Source organism: Acidaminobacter sp. JC074 (assembly GCF_022496765.1).
Taxonomy (GTDB): Bacteria; Bacillota; Clostridia; order Peptostreptococcales; family Acidaminobacteraceae; genus JABXKX01.
The window spans coordinates 37,116-56,251 of the sequence record NZ_VANV01000023.1 but is presented as its reverse complement, the minus strand read 5'-3'; the positions used below and the strand labels follow the sequence as shown (position 1 = coordinate 56,251).

The 19,136-nt window shown below is 34.4% G+C and carries 13 protein-coding genes; 5 read left to right on the top strand and 8 right to left on the bottom strand.

Features of this window, described 5'->3' with window-relative positions:
* Positions 1-19 precede the first annotated feature (19 nt).
* The 7 genes from EZV73_RS22410 to EZV73_RS22380 all read right to left on the bottom strand — a co-directional run bounded on the left by EZV73_RS22410 (position 20) and on the right by EZV73_RS22380 (position 11,942).
* On the bottom strand, positions 20-2,677 hold the full coding sequence (locus EZV73_RS22410) for an S-layer homology domain-containing protein (RefSeq protein ID WP_240842681.1): 2,658 nt from the start codon (positions 2,675-2,677) through the stop codon (positions 20-22).
* Between the two features lie 9 nt (positions 2,678-2,686).
* Positions 2,687-7,789 (bottom strand): carboxypeptidase-like regulatory domain-containing protein, encoded by a 5,103-nt coding sequence (locus tag EZV73_RS22405; RefSeq protein WP_240842680.1) that lies wholly within the window; start codon positions 7,787-7,789, stop codon positions 2,687-2,689.
* A gap of 143 nt (positions 7,790-7,932) precedes the next feature.
* Positions 7,933-9,009 carry an S-layer homology domain-containing protein gene (locus EZV73_RS22400; protein ID WP_240842679.1) on the bottom strand — a complete coding sequence of 359 codons (1,077 nt, stop codon included), beginning with the start codon at positions 9,007-9,009 and terminating at the stop codon, positions 7,933-7,935.
* 1 nt (position 9,010) lies between these two features.
* Positions 9,011-9,745 carry a hypothetical protein gene (locus tag EZV73_RS22395; protein ID WP_240842678.1) on the bottom strand — a complete coding sequence of 245 codons (735 nt, stop codon included), beginning with the start codon at positions 9,743-9,745 and terminating at the stop codon, positions 9,011-9,013.
* A gap of 6 nt (positions 9,746-9,751) precedes the next feature.
* Positions 9,752-10,531 carry a tyrosine-protein phosphatase gene (locus tag EZV73_RS22390; RefSeq protein ID WP_240842677.1) on the bottom strand — a complete coding sequence of 260 codons (780 nt, stop codon included), beginning with the start codon at positions 10,529-10,531 and terminating at the stop codon, positions 9,752-9,754.
* A complete protein-coding gene (locus tag EZV73_RS22385) occupies positions 10,528-11,262 on the bottom strand; it encodes a CpsD/CapB family tyrosine-protein kinase (RefSeq protein ID WP_240842676.1) in 735 nt (244 codons plus the stop codon). Before EZV73_RS22385 ends, EZV73_RS22390 begins: the two co-directional genes overlap by 4 nt.
* Positions 11,263-11,270: 8 nt before the next feature.
* On the bottom strand, positions 11,271-11,942 hold the full coding sequence (locus EZV73_RS22380; protein ID WP_240842675.1) for a YveK family protein: 672 nt from the start codon (positions 11,940-11,942) through the stop codon (positions 11,271-11,273).
* Positions 11,943-12,043: 101 nt separating this feature from the next.
* Here EZV73_RS22380 and EZV73_RS22375 point away from each other — a divergent pair, with 101 nt between their 5' ends.
* Complete coding sequence (locus EZV73_RS22375; RefSeq protein ID WP_240842674.1) at positions 12,044-12,202, top strand: hypothetical protein; 159 nt, start codon at positions 12,044-12,046, stop codon at positions 12,200-12,202.
* Here the strand turns inward: EZV73_RS22375 and EZV73_RS22370 are convergent, their stop codons facing one another.
* Positions 12,203-14,101, bottom strand: a complete 1,899-nt coding sequence (locus EZV73_RS22370) for a nucleoside-diphosphate sugar epimerase/dehydratase (RefSeq protein ID WP_240842673.1) — start codon at positions 14,099-14,101, stop codon at positions 12,203-12,205.
* A gap of 621 nt (positions 14,102-14,722) precedes the next feature.
* Between EZV73_RS22370 and EZV73_RS22365 the strand changes: the two genes are divergently transcribed.
* Genes EZV73_RS22365 through EZV73_RS22350 form a run of 4 tightly spaced genes read left to right on the top strand, consistent with a single transcriptional unit; the run spans position 14,723 to position 19,135 of the window.
* The gene (locus EZV73_RS22365; protein ID WP_240842672.1) at positions 14,723-15,334 is read left to right on the top strand and encodes a response regulator transcription factor; all 612 of its coding nucleotides are present in this window, start codon (positions 14,723-14,725) and stop codon (positions 15,332-15,334) included.
* A gap of 15 nt (positions 15,335-15,349) precedes the next feature.
* A complete protein-coding gene (locus EZV73_RS22360) occupies positions 15,350-16,393 on the top strand; it encodes an ATPase, T2SS/T4P/T4SS family (protein WP_240842671.1) in 1,044 nt (347 codons plus the stop codon).
* Positions 16,386-17,948 carry a sensor histidine kinase gene (locus EZV73_RS22355; protein ID WP_240842670.1) on the top strand — a complete coding sequence of 521 codons (1,563 nt, stop codon included), beginning with the start codon at positions 16,386-16,388 and terminating at the stop codon, positions 17,946-17,948. Before EZV73_RS22360 ends, EZV73_RS22355 begins: the two co-directional genes overlap by 8 nt.
* Positions 17,945-19,135 (top strand): signal peptidase I, encoded by a 1,191-nt coding sequence (locus EZV73_RS22350; protein ID WP_240842669.1) that lies wholly within the window; start codon positions 17,945-17,947, stop codon positions 19,133-19,135. Before EZV73_RS22355 ends, EZV73_RS22350 begins: the two co-directional genes overlap by 4 nt.
* Position 19,136: the final 1 nt, after the last annotated feature.

Sequence of the window (19,136 nt, the reverse complement as noted above, 5' to 3'; positions counted from 1 at the left end):
CCGAAGTCTGGCAATCAAATTATTTTTCTAAGAATAAATACAACATAGTTGCAGCTTCAGCTCTAGTAGCATTTGCTTCTGGTCTGAATGTATTATCAGGGTATCCTGAGATAATACCATTTGTTCTTACTGCATATACTGCGTCTAATGCATCTGAAGAGATCTTAGCATGATCAGAGAATGGCGCTGCGCCAGTTTCTAATGCGAAACCTCTCTTAAGCTTGTAAGCTCTGTAAAGCATAACAGCCATTTCTTCTCTTGTAATTGGATCATTCGGTCTGAACTCACCATTTTCAACGCCAGCAGTTAAACCATTTAAACCAGCATTTCCAATGTAGTTATAGTACCAAGCATCTTCAGAAACATCTTTAAAGTTTTGCTTCATCTCTACATCTAAACCTAAGTGCTTCACGATCATAGTTGTAAACTCTGCACGAGTTAAAGTAGCATTAGGATCAAACATCTCTGCAGACTTACCGCTTACAATACCTTTAGCTGTTAAAGAAGTGATGTATTTCTTAGCCCATGATGCTTCAATGTCTGTAAATGATGGTGTAAATGTCATCAATGAGTAAATAGAGAAGTGAGGTGCTGTAAATACAACTTGATTATCTACTACAGTGTAATCTAACTTAGTCCATTTACCATCTTCAAATACACCTACCATTAATTGGTCTAAATCTACATTAACATCATCTAAACTAAATGATAACTCAACCATGCCTTTAACAGTTTCTTCACCATCAGCAACAGAAACGTTTAACGTCTTATGGTTCATTACTTTACCAGCATCTGTGTTTGTTGTTAAATTGTCTGCTCTTGTAACAGGCTTAGAAGTGATTGATAAATCAGTTGAAGCTTTCATTAATTCAGCAGGTAACTTAAAGTTTAAACCTTTAGCTTCTACAGTCACACCAACACCTTGCTCACCTAAAGTCTTAACAGCTTCAGCGTCTAGTGTAAGTGCAACTTCTTCAGTAGCCTTAACTTCAGGTAATGCAATATTTACTACCTTCTCAACTTCTTTCGCTACATCAGCCATACCGCTGTCTTTTAAAGTCTTTGCTAACTCAGCTTGAACTTTTACTGCATTTGCAATCGTTGATTTCAAATCAGCAGCACCGATTTCAAAAGATTTCACTTGTTCAGAAGCACCTTCACCAGCTTGTGGAGTAGTAGACTCAAGTACTTCTACTGTTGCAGCATTTTTCACAACTGTTTCAACAAGTGCAGCCATTTCTTCCTTAATTTCTACTAAGTCAGCTTCTGTAGCTTCTTCATTAGCAACTAACTTAGAGAATGTATTTTCAATTACATTTGTAACCATTTCTGTTTGTTCTTCTACAGAAACATTTGGATTGTCTAAAACAGAATCAACCATTTCAACAAATTCTTCAGCAACTTCTACAGCTTCTTCAGCATCTAAGGCAGCAATTGTATCACCAATTACTTCTGATACTGCTTCTACTTGTTTATCAGCATCTTTTGCTTTTGCAACATCTTCATCCATGTTAGCAATTAAGTCGTCAGCAGCATCTTTAGCAGCTTCTTTTTGTGCATCTGTTGCATCTTCACCAGCTTGTGGTAAGTTGTCTTTGATATCGTCAACTTTATCTTGATCGTCATCACTTAAATCAGAATCATCATTGTTGTTGTTACCACCTGTATTACCTGAAGGTGCACCACCATTACCACCTGATGAACCTGAGTTGTTATCGTCATCATCATCGTCATCGTCGTCATCATTATCATTAGGATTTGGCGATGTCCATAAAAGCTCTTTTAACATACCCATTTCAAAAGATAAGATGTTCATTGCAACTTTACCATCTGCTTCTAATGAGTTATAAGCTGATTCAATAACAATGTCACCTAGGTTATAAAAGGCTTCTGCAAACTCATTGATATTTGCATCAGTCGGTCCATCAGCATTTTCTTTTAAAATGTCTGCAATTTTTTCTTTTGCAGTAGAATCTGAAGGAATACCAAATGCCCATTCAGATAGATTGCTAGTTCTTGTATCTTTCTTTACGACACCAATCTTTTCATCAATCAACACGTTTACGATTTGCTTCACTACTTGTTGCTTAGACACGCCACCCTTAGTGAACTCATCCATTTTACTTTGAACCTCATTTGGTAACTCATTGTACAATCTTACAGAAAGATTTTGGATATCAGTTGCATACTTGCTATAAGTAATTTCATCTGGATCTTTATACATTTTTACAAACAAGTTCGACATGTCTGGGTTTGCACCCGTTAATTCACTTTCAGTCGGTAGTTCATCAATAACTGCATCTACTAAATCAGAAATTGAGTTTGCATCAAGGCCATAAAGCGCTAGATTATCTTTCATGCTCTTGTTTGCCTCTAACCACTTTTCAACCTCAGTTTTGATTGTTTGAGTATTTAACTGAGTCTTAATCATATAGACTCTTGCAACATTTTCATCTTTCTTTATTGCAATTTTAAATTTCTCAAGTAATTTTTCGAAAAGATCATTGTTATTAACAAGATCCTCAGTAACCAAACTAGAGTAAGCTGGTACTGTACTTGATTCAATGCTAGGGCTTTCCGGTATAGCAGGAACTGTAGTTTCAGCAAGGGCTACCGGAATGTTTGATGCAAGTAGAGCCAATACAAGCCCTCTTGCCACTAATTGATTAAATTTCATGTTCACTCCTTATTTTATATCCTTTGTACCAAGATTAACCTCGGTACCACTATAATTTATATCTTCAACAAGCGCTTCTCCCGAACGCGTCTTGATGACAACCATGTAATCGCCTTCAGCGAGCCCATCAAAATTAAACTCACCAAAAGCATTTGTTCTTACAGATACTAGTGGCGATTTACCACCGTCATATAAGTAAACAACTTCACCTTCAACAACTTCGCTATTTAAAACAAGTTTTCCTTTTATAGATGCAGATGATGACAGTTTAAGATTAACTGTATTACCTTCTACAAGTTCTTTCGAAGAGGCATGATATGGTGTATTCGTACCATCTGCAATCACTGTATAAGTTTTATTACTATCTAATTCACCAAACTTGTACGTACCATCTATAATCATTGATGAGGCAACAATTTCATCACCAATATATAAATGTACCCAACCATCATTAATCATTTGATTCTCAGGACCTACTACATTTCCAGTCAAACCAACTTCTTTGAAGTGTAAATCCATCACAAACTCACCTGATGTAATCTCAACTCTTATAAGATCACTTTGAGTATAACCATCGATTGGATTCTTAGGAATTGCCTGAAGATAATAAGTACCATCTTTTAACCCACCTATCTGATATGGTTGATTATCTGTAGTTTTCGAGAATGCTACAAATTGCTTTTGTTCATTGAAAACAAGTACTTGTGCATCTACAAGCGTTTGACCTGCATAGGTAGAACCAATAACTTGAGATTTAGTTAACCATACAGCACTCGGTCCCGTATACTTACCATTTGAAAATGTTATGTCATACGTACTAGAGTCTGATAAGTTACTTGCTGCTAAGGCTTTGATGAAGTATTTACCATCAGCCAATACAGGAATTGCAAATTGACCTTGTTCATTTGATTTTACAGAAGTTACTTCATTGTATGCCTCATCGTAAATCATCACCCAAGCATCTTGAACGCTATGATTATCTGTATCTAAAACAACACATGTAGCAGCTTTTTCTCTTAGCGGAACATTGAATGTTTCATCATTATTGCCCATAACATTGAAAAAGATTCTTTCTGAACTGATATATTTAGATGCTAAATCTGCATATGGACTTACGTATGCTTCAGCATAGTATCTACCTGAATCTAACTGTCCCATAGCAAACTGACCATTGGATTTAACTTGACCATTGGTTAAGTATCTTCCATATTCATCAAATACATTAACATAGACTCTTCTATAGCGATCATTGAACTCATCTTTGTCTGAATCAGATACAATGATATTTCCTTTGATTTTTGTTTCAGGTAATTCTAGTGTGACTTCCTCTGTTACAGGGAAAGTCATTATTTTTTCAAAACCTGTATAGTCAATCGTATCTTCAGGTGCATCAACAACAAGCTTATACTCACCTGTAAGCGCTTCAATACCACCAATCATAAAGACGCCTTCATCAATAGGTTTGTTTGGTGTAGTAGCATTATGTACCATTGAACTTGCTATTTTTTCACCTTCTAAGCTATATATTGAAACATCTAAATTCTTAACAAACTCATCTCCGGCTTTAACATGTCCTCTTATAACTGGATTAGTTGCTTTAAAATCATATACGATAGAGTCATCATCAATATCTTCACTAGTGAGTTGAATGATATCTCCGTTATGATCTTTAACCACCATTTCCTCAGGCGTATTACCTACTAGCACAGTAATCGGTAATGTATCAGTAATCTTTTTATCATTAAAATCACCAACATCAAATCTTACAAGAATCTCATATTCTTTACCAACTTCAAGAGCTGGTACACCATATTCAACAGTATTGAACCAATAACTCTCATAATGATGATTGTTATTTCCTATACCTCTAACAACCAATGAGGTATCTCTTCCTTGTCCTGCTGGGATTGAGTCACCGTTAGGTAGAAGAATATCACCTTTAATGAAAAGTTTCACATTATCACTAGCTGCTTGAATTGTTGTTTTTTCTGTAATATCTACATTTGTAAGATATACAGGATAATTACTAATCGGACCAAACTCTTCAATATCAATATCCAGAACAGTCTCAAAACCTGGACCAAAGTTAGCTAGAGCTATAAAACCATCAACATTTCTCACGACAATACGTGCAAGTTGTAAGCCACTCATAGTACCTGAGTAGTTGACATTCATATTGGCAGTTGCATTTCTCCAAGGATCACCATTCTTATCAGTAACTTCGATTTTTAAAACCGGATCTTGTAATTTAATGGTTCCAAGATCAAAGAACTCACTGCCATTATCACGCATACTATTAGTGATATCTGCTACTATACTGTTTGCATAATGACTACCATCAAGCATTTCTTCTGGTGAAACAAGTACATAACCATAATCAATATTTACAAAATCATTTTGAATCGGAATTGGTAAAATACCATTGTAAGCCTTACCATTTGTTGTCGACCCCTTTTGACCACCATTAGATACTTGATAATTTATGTCATAAGCTAATCTACCTGATAAAGCTTTACCTGAACTGTTCTCAATCGTCGCTAGACCAAGTTTTCCTTGATAAATAAGCATTTCAATATCAAACTCGTTTCCATCTAATATCAACTTTCCAAAGTATTGATCACCATAACCGCCTGCAACCTCATATGTTGTTAATGTATCTGATGATAATGTTGGAACTTTGCCAAAATCTGTAGACATATCTAAAGTAATGTTCTCAACTTCAATAGGATCATCATTTTGATCAAATGCAGTTACCTTTATCGTCCCTTCAATTTTTTCAGGCAATGCAAAAGCCAATGTATCTTGATCACTTAATGTGTAAATGCCCTCGATACCTTCACCATCTTTAATAACATCGAGTTCAACTCGTTTTATTTCACTTGCTGGTTCAACAAGAAGTTGATTAGCTTCAAATACTAGATTATCTGTATCCACCGTTACTTCCTGAACCGCAGATTTCTTATTGTTAACTGTATCTACACCGTACATCTTAATAATACCGTTGTTTAAATGTGATACTGCAAACTCACCATTCACATTAGTAGGAACTCTAAAGATTCTGCCATCCTGGTACTCAATAACAATGTGACCTAAGGCACCATTGTTATGTTCATCTTTTAAAACCCCTCTTGCATTGGCACCTTGAAGTGTAAACGCTTCAGAAATGGTTAAAGATTGACTTAAATCCCAGTTTGTCGCATTTTTAGGTATAGAGTTTGCAATAGAAGTATTCTCTGGAAAAATAGTTACATAAGTATAATCATTACCTTTTTCAATACTGTCTACCTCAACATTTATTTGACCATTATCTGACAAAATCATTTGAGTTTTTATACCAGTTTCAGTTTCAACAGCAAAACACACCACTCCATTATAGACTTGACCACTTGGGTTATGTACTGTAGCTGTTAACATGTCTGGTTTTGGAACATCCTGATCTAAAATAACAGTTACATCTTTAGAATCATGTGCAACCCTAGCAGTACCAAACTTATCATTTGCTGTAGCCTTAATATCAACGTTACCAGTCCATGCATCAACCAAAGGTGCTACTTTAAAGTTATGCTCAGAATCTAGAGTGTTTATAAAAACATCATCTCCGAACCTAAACTCTACACTTGCATCTTGTACTTGAGCACCATTCTCTTCAACATGACCTGTCAATGTAGCTTCTTGTATTGTGAATTCACCAGGGAAGTAAGCTTCTGAAAAATCTTGATTAGATAAATCAACTTTTAATGTATTGGCAAAATCACCATATAAGTCCGAAAAGACAATGTATTTTGGCTCCTTAACTGATTGCAATTTAGAAAAATCTATTGTTACTAAACCATTCATAGGAACAATCACGTCCGTTTTTACTTCACTATCGCTATAAAGAAAATATTTAACAAGATTATCAACATATTTACCATCCGCATACTTAAGATTAAGTTTCATATGTGTTTTTCTATCATCATAAAGGTAGTATTGATGATTTTCCTCATCAAATGTAATATGTTCATATAATTCGTAGTTATGAGGTTGTTCAATAGCAAAGCCCAAATCGAATGTTGGTTTTATCTCATCATTAGGAGATGCTAAAGAAAATGTTCCTTCTGCATCATAAGGCAACTTTACAACCGAACCATCTTCGAACCTTGCACCAATATGCCCATTTTCGAACGAAGTAGTCTTATCATATTTAATGTTTCCACTATAAGCTGGCGCTTGTAGTCTTAATGCTTCATCAATTACAGTCGCTTCATCAAAGTTTACATTCGTAATATCTAAGAACTTTGTATTGGCCTTAGTTACATCTAATGGAGCGAGAACTATATAATTGAATCCTTCTTCTTTTCGTACATTATCTAAATATATGTCTACATTGCCATCAACTACTGTTGCTTGACCAAATTCGCTTGTAAATTTACTAGAAATATTATAAACAACTTCACCATTGTAAGAACTTCCATCAACATCTTCTACATTTAGAGTCAATGATGAATACTTTACATTGTCTAAAACCATCACATAATCTTTGGCATTGTATGCAACGTTTGTATCCGTCGTCACAACATTGTCATATGTTGCTCTTAAAGTCACAGGTTGATCCCAATTTTCTACAATAGGGGCTACTCTAAAGTTACCTGTCCCAGTTGTAGACATACTGTATAAAACATCACCAAATAACACTTCCAACTCAGCATGATTACTAGTGCCTTCTGGAACACGAACACTGCCTTCTAAAACATTCTCTTGAATTTCTACAGTACCTAAATCAAAATTCTCCGTAAGATCTTGATTATGTATGTCAACTAGCAAAGAGTTTGACATATACTTTTGTATAGGTGAGTAAAATACCAGATAAGTCTTTGTTAATCCTTTTTTGAACTGACTTGTATCTATTATAAATTCACCATTATCTGCATTTTTAGCAAACTCTGTTCTTTCAATACCGTTTTCTCCATCAGTAAACAACCAACAAACCATAAATGTAGAAACCGGATGACCTTCATGGTCTATTAGGTTAACTGTCATTTGTGGTGTAGATTCGGTATTTGAAACTTCTCCAAAACTCATTCCTGATATGAGCAATGCAAATATCAAAAATATTATTCCAACTCGCTTCATTTCTCCTCCCCTTAAACTTCTTCTAAATACACATATTAATGATATATAAAACAAAATAGCAAGAAAACCAAAATACCATATTTAGCCAAAATAAAGCATAACTAACCATGGTTTTTTAGTTTTTTTGATATCTTCAAAACATTTTATAGGTTATTTAGAATAAATAAATATAACTTATTTATTACAACTGCAATCTCGCTTCTTTTAATTTCACTAGTAGGATCTAAAACACCATCTCCTTTTCCAGAGATAAATCCAAGGTTGATGGCAATCGTCATTGCCTCAACTTTATCTTCAGCAACCTGATTAAAGTCCTTAAAATCACCTGAATACACTTTTAAATCATCAGAGATTTCAATTTCCATTACTTCAATAGCCTTAACTAGAATGTCGATTACTTCTTCTCGAGTAGAAAAATGTAATGGCTCCATCAAGTCATTTTCATTAGGCTCAACAAGTCCCAAAATCAGTCCTCTTTGCATGTGACCGTCGTACCATTTTCCTTCAGTAATATCAGCAACTTCTCCTGTATAAACTGGTATAACTGACATATCATCAACAATCAATTTTGTTACTAGAGTAACAATTTCAGCTTTGTTAATTGAAGCTTCAGGATCATAATTAAACTCATCTTTACCTGAGATAATATCTCTTTCTACTAAGTAAGTAACATATTGGTTTGACCAGTGGTTTTCTGTATCTCTAAAGCTTTTTCCCTTTAATTTTTCAATTACTTGAATTTCCTCCTTTATAAGACCAGATTTTATATTTACTTTTGTTACGGTATTGATATTATCATCTGTGACTACACTAGGAACGACAGTTCCGCCACCCGTATTACTAGTCGATGTTCCCTCATATTTTTTGTTTAACTTTTTTACTGTTGACTTATCACCTGTTGCTCCAGCTTCTACTAAAGCTAGACGATCCTCTACAGACCAAGTTTTCAAAGCATCAATATTTCTTCTTACATCAGATTTTGAAATATTATAAGCTTCCATTGCAGATTCTTTTTCTAGTGCTTTCTTGTACAATACTTCAAGTCCCGTATCATTGGTAATAAAAGTTTCCAATATCATTTTATTGCTTTTAACTTCAGCATCTGACATAGATTCAAATGACTTAAAAATTAAATCCAAATAGTTGCTGTCTAGCGATTCTGCGAATACTGATGATGTAAATAATATCAACATCAACAGTATCAATAATACTTTTTTCATTTTATGCTCCTTCATTGACTAAGTGATAATATTTCACATAGATATCTAATATCCATTCCTGTTCTTCATTAGTAAAATTACTATAAAACATTTCTTTAGCTTCAGCTTTTTCATCAGGTGAAAAGCCACCTTCTGCAAGATCAATTAGTCTAGAAATTTGAGATGCTGATAATCTAGACATAGCCAAATCCATAGCCACTTTTTTATCCCTTTCAAAATCCTCGATTGTATATGCAGGTTCTTCAGGTGTTTCCTCAACAGTTTCTACTGGAGTTTCCTCTATAGTCTCTGTAGGTGTCTCCTTTTCAGCTTCTGCAGGTGTTTCCTCTACAGTTTCTGCAGGGGTTTCCTCTACAGTTTCTGTAGGTATCTCCTCTACAGTTTCTGTAGGAGTTTCCACTACTGTCTCTGCCGGGGTATCTTCTGCAGTCTCTGTTGGAGTTTCTTCTACTACTTCTATTGTTGTCTCTATTGTTACATCTGTTTGACTTTCGTCAACAGGAGCCTCAACTTCTGTGGTTTCACTTTCTTCAGAGCCACTGCCTTGTGACTCCTCTGGTAACTGAATATCCGGTAGTTTGTCTTCTACAGCTTTTTCAGCTGCTGCAAGTTGTCTTTCTACTTCTTGAAGCATATAAGTTTCAAACTGCTTCTCTACTTTTTTATAGGTATAATAAGCTGCTCCAGCTCCAATTAAGGCAATCACTAAAATACCTATTAATATTTTCTTTAACATGGTCACCTAACCTATAAACTTTCTTATTTTTGTCATAAATGATACTTTTTCATCTAAAATATCAAATGGTTCAATTATTTCATTATTTATTACCTTTAAAGGATTCTCATCCGTTATTTGATAAAGCTTTTCTTTACCAAGAATCTCATCAATTATGCCTAAAGGTTTTTCTATGGAAAGCGCCCTAGATTTTATATTATGCACATCAGAACCTACAAAATGTATCATCTGTCTTTTTAACAAAGACTTTGCTGTTTTTTCAACAAGAGGACCATACTTGCCATAAAGCGATGGTAAATTCAATTGTAACAAAGCGCCTGATTCAATCCACTTTTTAACACAATCTGTATCTCTTTGAACATAAACATAACGTTCAGGATGAGCAATGATCGGCACATAACCTTTTATATGTATTTCGAATAAAATGTCTTCTAGATTATTTAACTCATTCAGCATAGGCAGCTCAACTAAAATATACTTACTGCCATTTAAAGATAAGGCTTTTTCAGATTCTATGTAATCAACCACTTGATTGTCTAGAAAGATCTCATGTCCTGGAAATAAATCCACTGGTATCTTTTCTTCCTCAAGCTTTTCTTTTAGAACATCTAATTTAACTAACACTTCCTCTTTTTCTGCAGTCATAGAACCATCTATATAATGAGAAGTTGTAAACATCTTTGTTATACCATGTCTATAAGCACGTTTAATGATGGCCATAGACTCATCTAAAGAGCCTGAACCATCATCTACGTCAAAAATTATATGAGAATGCAAATCTATCATGATTTCCTCTTTCCAAACAAGCCTTTTTTCTTTGGCTTTTCATCAAAGTATGAATCATTTGAATAAGAGTAGTAGTGGTATTTATAATAGCCACTGCCAGTTATAGGTATCTTATTTAAAACTACGCCTAAAATGTTGGCGTTAACATTTTCAAGGAGTTGCTTTGCATGTTGAGTCGCTTTGACATCAGCTTGACCTGCTGCAGCTACAATAACAGTACCATCTGCAAATGAAGATAATAAGGCTCCATCTGTTACAAAACCAACAGGTGGTGAATCGATGATAACCATATCGAAGTTGGCTTTTGCGTCTTCAATCATATCTTTCATTTTCTGAGATCCAAGCATTTCTGAAGGATTAGGTGGTGTGATGCCAGCCGTCAACAGTGAAAGGTTTTCTATCCCTGATGCTTGAGCGTATGTCATGATCGACTTACCTTCAAAAATTGCTTTAGACAAACCTTTTTCATTGCTTACTTTAAAATGCTTATGAAGTCTAGCTTTTCTTAAATCTGCATCAACTAATAGGACAGACTTGCCATTTTGAGCAAATGCAACAGCCATATTGGTAGATGTCGTACTTTTACCTTCACCAGCTCCAGAGCTAGTAACAACTAAACTTTTTATTTTTTTATCAATACCAGAAAACTGGATATTGGTTCGTAAAGTTCTGTAAGCCTCTGATACAGGCGACTTAGGATCTTCGTTGACAATTATTCTTCTGTTTTCCATTTTGCCTCCTAATCATGCTCTGGAATCATACCGATTACAGGTAATTCTAAATATCTGTCTACATCTTCAGGAATTTTGATTGTGTTATCAAAAGCCTCCATTATAAAGATAATGAAAACACTGACCATAACACCAAGTACACCAGCAATAGCAATATTCATCTTTACTCTTGGACTAACAGGATTAACTGGTACCTCAGCTGAATCAATTACCTGTACATTGTTAATCTGCATGATATCAGAAACATTTTTCATAAATGTTTTTGCTACAGAGTTGGCAATATCAGCTGCTCTTTCCGGTGACACATCTCTAACAGTTACCTTAATAATCTCTGTATTCTTTAAAAGCGTTACAGAAATCATTTCACTAAGCTCAGAAGTTTTTAAGTCCAAGTTCAACTCACTCTTCACTTCATTAAGAACCACACGCGATTTTGCAATTTCGCCATATGTCCCAATCAGCTTCTGGTTTGTTAACACATCTTGATAGGTATAGCTTTCCTCAGAGTTATAATCTGCCGGTTTACCTAACATTAATGTTGTAAATGTCTCATATTCTGGCGTCAGCAAAAACATACTAACCAACCCACTCGCAACCACAGATAGTACAGTAATGAGAACAATTAACCAAATTCTCTTAACAATCATGTAATACAGGTCACGTAATTCGATCTCTTCCATGAAATCCTCCTAAAAATGTCGTTTTGTTAAATTTTTTTGTATTTTGTTTGTTTCTTGAAAAGATTTTTGATAAAATCAATATGGTAAGAAAAGGAGATAGCATGTTTAAAGCAATAAAAAAACTACTACATAGAAAAAACAAAAGATACTACGAGGCCAGCGATGTCTTAACTCGTAAGGAGAAAACACAACTCTGGATCCTAAGTTCGGTTATCATAGTACCACTTGTTATCGGTATTTTCGTATTTCTTATTGGATAATCACTTTATCTTATAAGCTGTTTCAAACTCATTTGTACAACCTTTATCAATAAAATCTTCATTTAATTCTTTGTTAGGTCGGTATGAAGGCACCATTATCTTAATTTGTTCACGTAGTTTTTCATTATCATTTGTATCGAGAACACTTTTAAGATTATCAAGCATATTCATTAAAACTTTGAAGTCTGCAAACATCGGTTTTCCAATGAATATTTTTGAATGCGGTGTTTCCTTCATACCTTCTTCTTTCATTAATAACTCTTCATAAAGTTTTTCACCAGGTCTTAAGCCTGTCACTTCTATCTCTATTTCATCATGAGGTTCAAAGCCAGAAAGTCTGATTAAGTCTTCAGCCAGTTTATAAATTTTTACAGGCTCTCCCATATCTAGAACAAAGATCTCTCCACCCTTAGCATAGGCACCAGATTGTAATACCAGCTGAGATGCCTCTGGAATGGTCATAAAATATCTGATGATATTTTCATGTGTAACCGTTACAGGTCCCCCCTCTTTAATCTGTCTCTTAAAAAGAGGAATCACACTACCGTTTGAACCCAACACATTACCAAATCTTACACCCGAGAACTTAGTGGATGAAATTTGAGCAATAGATTGAATAATCATCTCACAAATTCTTTTACTAGCCCCCATAACATTGGTTGGATTAACAGCCTTATCTGTTGAGATCATAACAAATTGATCTGTCTTAAATTCATGAGCCGCTTTGGCTACATTTAAAGTTCCAAAACAATTATTTAAGATGGCTTCTCTAGGAGCAGTCTCCATAAGCGGCACATGTTTATGAGCAGCAGCATGGAAAACAATTTCTGGTTTATATGTGTCAAAAATTCGATTTATATTTTCTGAATCTCTTACTGATGCTATTAAAGCCAAAAGATTTATATTTGGATACTTTCTTAAAAGTTCATTTTGAATATCATAGGCATTGTTTTCATAGATATCTAATATGATTAATTGCGATGGATTATATTTGGCAATCTGTCTACATAGTTCAGAGCCAATCGAGCCACCTCCGCCAGTTACAAGTACAGTTCGGCCTTGAATATAGCTTCGAATTTTTCCCATATCCAAGTTCACAGTATCTCTGCCAAGTAAGTCTTCAATCTCAACATCTCTGATCTGATTCATCGAAACCTTACCATCAATTAATTCTGTGATACCAGGCAGTGTCTTTAACTCACATTCTGTTCGTGTACATTCTTCTAGTATTTCTGCCTTAGAAGTTTTATCAACACTAGGAATAGCGAGTATGATTTCATCTATACTGTACTTTTTACATATTGAATAGATATCATACCGATTACCAAGTATTCTTACACCATTTAGTGTTTTACCTTCTTTTAAAGGATCATCATCTACAAAACCAATCAGCTTACCATACTCTGAAGGATGGTTTACAATTTCTTTAGATATCATACCGCCAGTTGCACCAGCGCCAATAATCAGCACATTCTTTTCCGTTTTCTGTCTGAAGATTGATCTGTGATTCTTCAGACGTCTAAGCACTCTGTAAGAGAATCTTATGCCGCCAACCATGAGGATTTCGATCATCATAACGTTGACAAGCACCCCAAATGGTATAGGATTCTTTTGAGTATACATATAAAGAATGGTTAAGACATTAGAAGCTAATACAGCACCAACTACTTGCATCAACTCTTCTATTGAAGCGTACTCCCACAAGCTGGAATACAAAGAAAACACCTTGTATACCATTACTTTTCCAACGAATACAACAAAAAAAGTAGAAACTAAAAAATCTATATGTGATCCTGGAATGGCAAAGCCATACTTTAAGAGAAGTGCTACCATCAAGGAAATCATTATGGCAAATAGGTCAAAGACAACCATATAATACTTCTTTATCTTCCTTTTCATAGCAAGCCTCCATTCGAAAATTTCTTTTAATCAAAACAACCAATAACAGTATAATAAATGGCCTGATTCCATTTCTATACAATTGCATAATTAGCCATCTCAGTGACATAAATAGCCAATGGCAGAACAAATATCACTAAGACCTATTCAAATCATTCACACTTTAGTGGAAAATTATCATTAAGATCTTTAATTTCAATTACCAAAACACAATAATAATCTTCCATTACTAAATCCTTGAAATATCAATTTCACTCAAAGTTCGACTTTTTTCGACACACATGAATGATGACAAGAACAAATATTTCCTTCTCAATTAGCAAAATTTATCCACTAAATATTGCAATTATGATTTTACAGCGAATTTTTTCTATTCATTTTTTCATTTATTTACGTGTTATTTGGTAGCACAAGTTGATTATTTTTTCCAGTTATACACAATATTTTTCAAGTATTTGAAATTCTTCATACTCATGGCGATTTAAACCTATATAAGGCTAAATTGTTAGAATAATCGGCTAAATAGCCAATAATGTAATATGTTACATCAAATTAATATATAATCTTAAATACAAAAGTAAACATCTATTTAATTTGTTTTTTTTTAAGGAGTCTAATACTATGAAATGCTTAATCGTTGAAGACCACCCTCTGGTAGCAGAAGGTGTAAAGATGATTCTTCAAACTGCCTTTGAAGCACACAATGTTGTTTCTGTCAATTCATTAAGAGAAGCAGAATTGGAATCACAACTGAATCACTATGACCTAGCAATCGTTGACTTATGCCTAAAAGGCAAACGTAGTTTCAGTTTCATTGGTAAAGTTATTGATGAAAGAAGCGTTGATAAAGTATTGGTATTTACTTCATCTATTCGTCAGGATTATTTTGAAAGAGTAATGGCCTTAAATGTAGATGGTTATCTTGTTAAAGAATGTATACCAGAAGACTTAGTTTATGCTATTAAGACCATAAAAAGTGGTAGGCAGTATATTGATCCTATATTTTATAACATACAAAAAACCAAGCAAATGACTCAAACATCGGATCGATTAACAGAACGAGAAAAAGAAATTTTACGTTTAGTTGGTGAAGGCTTATCCAATAAGGCAATATCTGAAAAGACTTTTATTAGTGTCAATACAGTAAAAAAACACATCACAAATATATTCATGAAAATGGAATTTTCTAATAGGAATCAAGCTATACTGTATTGCCAAAGCAATTACGTATAGGAGGTTTGGGTTGTTATGATGTTTGATAGGGGCAAGCAGTTAGGGGCAAAAGAAATCTTTATGGCGGTTGGGACGCCTGTAAGATATAAGGTAAACAACACATATGAAATGGATGAAACCATTATTACAGATAAAGTCATCAGGCAAACCATTGATGGCTTGTTTTCACGTGAGCAAAAAGAAACTTTTTACAAGGATAAGTCCATTTTAACCTCATGTGTATTAGATGATTTAGGTCGGGTAAGAGTTGTAGCAGGGTTTCAAAGGGGAACACCTTATCTAAATGTTAGGATGAACAAGAATCAACATGATCTTATTTATGATTATCCTCAGGTCATTGATCTTTTATCAGAATTTGAAGAAGGCTTAATTATAATCAGCGGCAAAAAATCTTCCGGTAGAACCACAACAATGTCACATATTATGCACAAAACCAACACAAGTAAAAGCAAGAATGTGATCTCTCTTCATCAACATATCGAGTATTTGATGAACCATGACCAGTCCATCATCAAACAAAAAGAACTTGGTTTGGACTTCAATGATTATTCAGTGGCAATCAAGAATGCCTTATTAGAGGATGTAGATATTCTATTTGTTGATGAGGCTAATAACAAACACGTTTTACAGGACCTAATCAAACTTTCTTCACAAGGCAAGCTGGTAGTGGCTGTTATGAACAATTCCAACGTCTCATCTACACTTGAAAACCTCATTTACGCATTTGATGAAGACGAAAGGAAATACTATAAAAACCAACTGTCTGAAAACCTTAAAGGGATTGTCAGCCATAAAAAAATAAATGTTGATAACAAAGATCATTTACTTTACGAAATCCTTTTAAATAATCAGGCAATCAAAAGAATCATTCAAGAAGATAAATTATCTCAATTAGGCCATCACATGGAACACTACAAATCTATGGGGATGCGGACATTTGATATGAGTCTTGCGGAAAAAGTAGAACAAGGCTTGATTGAGCGCGATTTGAGTTTTCAAGTAACTGAAAACATTCAAACACTTGAAGATTATTTGAATCGAGGTTTTATGTATGAATGATTTACAAGCAAAAAACCTTGTCGCTCGCTTCAGGCTGGCAACAATGATATTTGCTGTCTTTCTATCATTTGTTTATGAAACTGAGATGCTGGCAAATACAAACTTAATCATCATTTCATGTTTGATTGTCTCAAACTCTATTATGCTTTACTTTACACATAACGAAGAAAGAGAAACAGCTATTTTAATTGCATGCTTGTTAGAAGCCATTGGTATTGGCATTATCCTCATCAACTCTGATGTTTATTTTGGTTATTATTTCTGGATGCTCTTAAATCCAGTCCTACTAGTCATCGTAAAACTAAATGGTAGAAAGAGAAACACCTTTATCATCTTTAACATATTTCTTTGTATCGGCATTACATTTTATACTTACCAACAGCACAAAACAATTAGCCTAAGTGATGCCCATGTAATTTTTGGATTTATCGTCGTTTTAATATTTGTTATAGTCCTCAATAAAATCATGGACAATCTAAAAGCCACACAAGAAATATTAAGAATAAAGCATGAATCATTAGAAAAATCTTATCAAGGCAAAGCCATCCTAACAGAAAGTCTATTGGGAACAACTGATTTGATGGACAACCTTACCTATGCCAATACATTTAAGCAAAGTCTCGAGATTTTAAAGGAACACTTTGAAAAATGGGATGACATAGATTCTAAGTTCATCATTGTCAACAAAGAAAACTTAAGTGACCTACTCCTGGCTGAGCACGTAGATGGTTTAACAAAGGAACTTCTAAGCCTTGCTCAAACAGGCCATTCAGACAATGTAAAGCTTATCTACCAAGTCATCCATTTTGATAACTCAAAAGTCTACTTCGGCACTTACTTGGAGACCATGGTTTGGCATCAGGAAATCAAACAGCACCTAGAGTTTATAAGAAAGCTTTTTAACATTCATGCTTCTAGACTTAAGCTCTTAAACTATCATGGTGATCTATTAATCGAAAAAGAGCAAAATCGAATTGCAGAGCAGATACACGACCAAGTCAATCAGAGTCTTTTTGCCTCAAGTTGTCTTATATACAATATTGAAAATCAAATTGAAGTTTATAACAACGACTTATTAAACAAACAAATGTCTACACTAAGAAAAACCTTAAAAGACACCAATGCTGAGTTAAAAGACATCATCTACAAGATGTCTATCAACAAGGGTAAAAAGTATCTTGAAAGAGAAAGAATGGTTGATTATATAGAAGACTTAGCCATGATTTATAATGTCACCATAGAAACCTCTATCCTAGATTCTTTTGATGATTATGGTGATGATATAAAATACAGTCTATTTAGAGTCATCAATGAGGCCATTGTTAACTCTGTTAACCATGGTAAATGCAACAAGATCTATGTCTCTATAACTGAAGCAGATGAAAAAATATATCTAGAAATTAGAGATAATGGTAAAGGTTTTAACCAGAGCACCCTCAAAAGAAGAGGGCTGGGTCTTAAAAATATGGAGAAAATATCTAATAGTTTTAATGGTATTTTTGAAATTCACAGTCAACCAGGAGCAGGCACACAAATAAAGTTGGTGATCTCATGACTCCTAAAGAAAAAAGAGGTTGGCTAGCCGTATTAGCATTCATATTATTTGTAATTATCAACAAGCAAATGATTTACAATATGCCAAGTTTGAATCTCTATTACCATATCATCAGACCACTTGTTTGTGGTATCATAATCTACTTCTTCTTCAAGCAATCGAGACCTATCTTAGATGTAAGTTTAAAGTATCGCTATGTTCTTGTTACCTTTATGGTTATCATAGCCATACTCTATGTTATCACTTACTTTATGTTGGGCTTCATTGATGGATTTGGAAAAAATCCATTTAATACAACACCTAGAGGTATTGGTTTAAATCTACTAACTTTTATACCCTTTTTCTTAACACTAGAATGTTTTAGATCCATTATGGTCCATAGCATACCAAAGAAGAGAAGATACTTAATCATGACAGTCTGCGTCATTATCTTTACCCTAGCAGAGTTTAGAGTCAGTGACTTCACAGGCCTACTGACAGGTACTTTGCAATCTAACGTCCAGTTTATTGGTTCTGAACTTATGCCAGAGATCTCTAAGAATATCTTCTTAGTCAACACCTCCTTACTGGGTGGTGTATGGATGTCATTTATGATGAAGTTTGCCTTTGAAGGCATGATATTCTTCTTCCCTGTGCTACCGAACCTTAAATGGATTACAAGCGCCCTACTGGGTAATCTATACCCTGTGCTCAGTTTGACTTTCTTAAAAAATGCCATTTTTACGAGAGATAACAGAGATAGAAGACCTAGAGTAACCAGTCACACTTTATCATGGTCCTTAACTTATTTAACCGGTATAGCTGTGGTTTGGTTTGCAGTAGGCTTATTTCCTATCTTTCCGACTGTCATTCTCACAGGTTCTATGGAACCTGTCATGTATCCAGGTGATGTAGCCATCATGCAAAAGGTAGATAAAGAAAATATCCAGATAGGTGATGTCATCCAATTTTGGGCAAATGATTACTTCATCATACATAGGGTGGTCCAAATAGAAGATGGTAAATACATCACCAAGGGTGATAACAACAATACCGAAGATAGTAAACCAGTAGAGTTTGGACAAGTTAAAGGCAAGATGATCTACTCGGTTAAATATCTTGGCACCCCTGCTCTCTTAATGAGAACAAAAACACAAGAAACACTTGAAGATCAGGTTGAAGAAGAATATGAGTTAGGAAGGGATTAAA